Below are 2631 nucleotides of genomic sequence, written 5' to 3'. Positions count from 1 at the left end.
CTGATGTGGGCGCGTGCCGAGTAGTCCAGCGGGGCCACCGCCGCGGCCGCGTCGACCTTGTCCACCGCGCGGTAGATGTGCAGACGTGCTGTCTCAATCTTCAGTGCCGCCTCGGCGATCTGCGTCTGGACGCCCACGGAGTCCGCCTGCCGCCCGTGGACGGTGAACGACAAAGGCTTGGACACCGCAGCCTCCGTCACCACGTCGAGAGCGGCACGCCCCAGACCCAGCAAAGGCCCGACCAGGCACAGCACCAGCATCGGCCCGAACGATGCGCCATACAGTGCCTCGTCGTGGGTCGGGCGCGGGTAGATGCCTTCGGCGGCGGCCGGGACCGACAGTACCCGGTGCTCGGGGACGAAGACCTCATGACCGACCAAGGTGTTGCTGGCGGTACCCCGCATACCCGCGGTGTGCCACGTGTCCTCCACGGTCAGTTCAGCAGCCGGGATCAGCACCAGAGCCTGGTCGACGACCTCACCCCGCTCGTCCTTCAGGAGCGCACCGACCGCCGCCCACGTCGCGTACGGGGCACCGGAGTTGAACGACCAGCGGCCACTCACCCGCCACCCACCGGGAACCTTCTCCCCCATGCCGGTCGGCGCGGCCACACCGGTCACCCGCGCGTCGGGGTCAGCCCCGAAGACCTCCTCCTGCGCCTTGTCCGGGAAGAGGCACGCCAGCCAGTTCGTCACCGAGATGATCATCCCGACCCATGCCGCCGATCCGTCGCCCTGCCCCAAGGCCTCAGACACCTCGGTCAGCGTTCGCAGATCCGTCTCGTAGCCACCAAAACGCTTCGGAGTCAGCAGCCGGAAGACACCGGCCTCCCTCAGGGACTCGACAACGGCAGGAGGCACGACGCGGTCAGCGTCACCCTGTGCGGCGTACTCACGCAACAGTGGCTGGAGTCCCGCTGCTCGGGAGGCCAATTCCGTTGTCAGATCGACCTTGCTGGAAACGTGGTGGGGGTGGTTCGCGTGCGGGGCGCTGCTCATGATCGTCTTCTCCGTCGATATGGAAGGAATGATGTTGCGTAACCTGTCGAGTCCTCACGCCAGCACTAGCTGTGGATTACTCACTGGCCAGGGTCGTACTCGTGCCGAAGATCGGCGCTGTCTGCACAGCAGCCGGCTCCGGCAACCGATGTGGAGGCACCGGATCATGCCCGCCCTACTGCTGGCTCGAAGTCGTAGGCGGTTTCAGCGTGGACCACATGGTCGATGCCGGTGACCTCGTGGTTCCGATCAACTCGGAATCCAACAGTGACGTCAATGGACTTCGCGAGCAGCCAGGACATCACCAGGGAGTAGGCGGCAACGGCGAGGGCCCCGACAGCCTGCTTGCCGAGCTGTCCGAGACCGGCGCCGGCGAACAGGCCATCTGCGGTGTCGAAGAAGCCGACAAGGAGGGTCCCAACGAGACCGCCCACCGCGTGGACGCCGACCACATCGAGGGAGTCGTCATATCCGAGCCGGTCCTTCAAAGCCACGGCCCATGCGCACACCACGCCCGCAATGGCGCCGACGGCAATGGCCCCCCAGGTATTCACCGCGGCGCAAGCCGGGGTGATGGCCACCAAACCTGCGACAGCCCCGGAGGCCGCGCCCAGGGAGGTGAAGCTGCCACTGCGCAGACGCTCCCAGATGAGCCAGCCGATCATCGCTGCCCCGGTGGCAACCTGGGTGTTGAGGAAGGCAATACTGGCCGTGCCGTTGGCAGCAAGCGCGGAGCCGGCGTTGAAGCCGAACCAGCCGAACCACAGCAGCCCCGAACCAAGCATTACCAAGGGGAGACTGTGCGGACGCATCGGATCCTTCTTGAAGCCGACACGCTTGCCCAGCACAAGCAGTGCGCCCAGCGCCGCCATGCCCGCGTTGATGTGCACGGCAGTTCCCCCGGCGAAGTCCTTCACCCCGAGCTTGAAAATCCAGCCGTCAGATTGCCAAACCCAGTGGGCGACGGGGAAGTACACCAGGCTCACCCAGAGGGCTACGAACAGCATCCACGCCCCGAACTTGGCGCGGTCCGCGATCGCGCCACTAATCAGGGCTGGGGTGATAACCGCGAACATGAGCTGGAAGGCCGCGAAGGCGAAGACGGGCACTGTGCCGGTGAGGCTCTCCCCCGTAATGCCCTTCATCCCGGTGAGATCCAAGCCGCCGAGGAGTCCACCGCCCACGTCGTCGCCGAAGGCGAGCGAGTACCCGTATGCCACCCATACCACGCTGACAATTCCGAGACTGACAAAGCTCATCAGCAGCATGTTCAGCACGCTCTTGACCCGGACCATCCCTCCGTAGAAGAAGGCAAGTCCGGGCGTCATCAGCATAACCAGGGCGGCGCTTATGAGGACGAACGACGTGTCTCCCGCGTCGAAGCCCTTGGGCATCGAAGTGTCTCCTTGTTCGTGATACGTCACCGACGTGGGTGACGATCTTGCGCAGGTGCGATCTCCGTGCACGCGATCGCTGGGTGCGGGCCGATGCACTAGTGGAAGGAGCGCATCGACCCGCGGTCATGAGCGACCTCAGATGAGGTCGGCCTTGTCCAGGGCCGAGCAGCAGGTGTCGACGATGAGGCGGGTGACGACGTAGGGGTCGACGTTGGCGTTGGGGCGCCGGTCCTCGA

General features: G+C 65.5%; 2 protein-coding genes. Both read right to left on the bottom strand.

Going from position 1 to position 2631, the window contains the following annotated elements:
- Positions 1–998: acyl-CoA dehydrogenase family protein (locus tag AB0F62_RS42610; RefSeq protein ID WP_361812261.1), on the bottom strand; the 998-nt coding region annotated here is incomplete at its 3' end.
- Between the two features lie 164 nt (positions 999–1162).
- The gene (locus tag AB0F62_RS42605; protein ID WP_361812258.1) at positions 1163–2392 is read right to left on the bottom strand and encodes an ammonium transporter; all 1230 of its coding nucleotides are present in this window, start codon (positions 2390–2392) and stop codon (positions 1163–1165) included.
- Positions 2393–2631 lie beyond the last annotated feature (239 nt).

Origin of the sequence: Streptomyces sp. NPDC026673, assembly GCF_040638135.1 — a bacterium.
Classification (GTDB): Bacteria; Actinomycetota; Actinomycetes; order Streptomycetales; family Streptomycetaceae; genus Actinacidiphila.
This window is presented reverse-complemented; position numbering and strand designations above follow the sequence as displayed.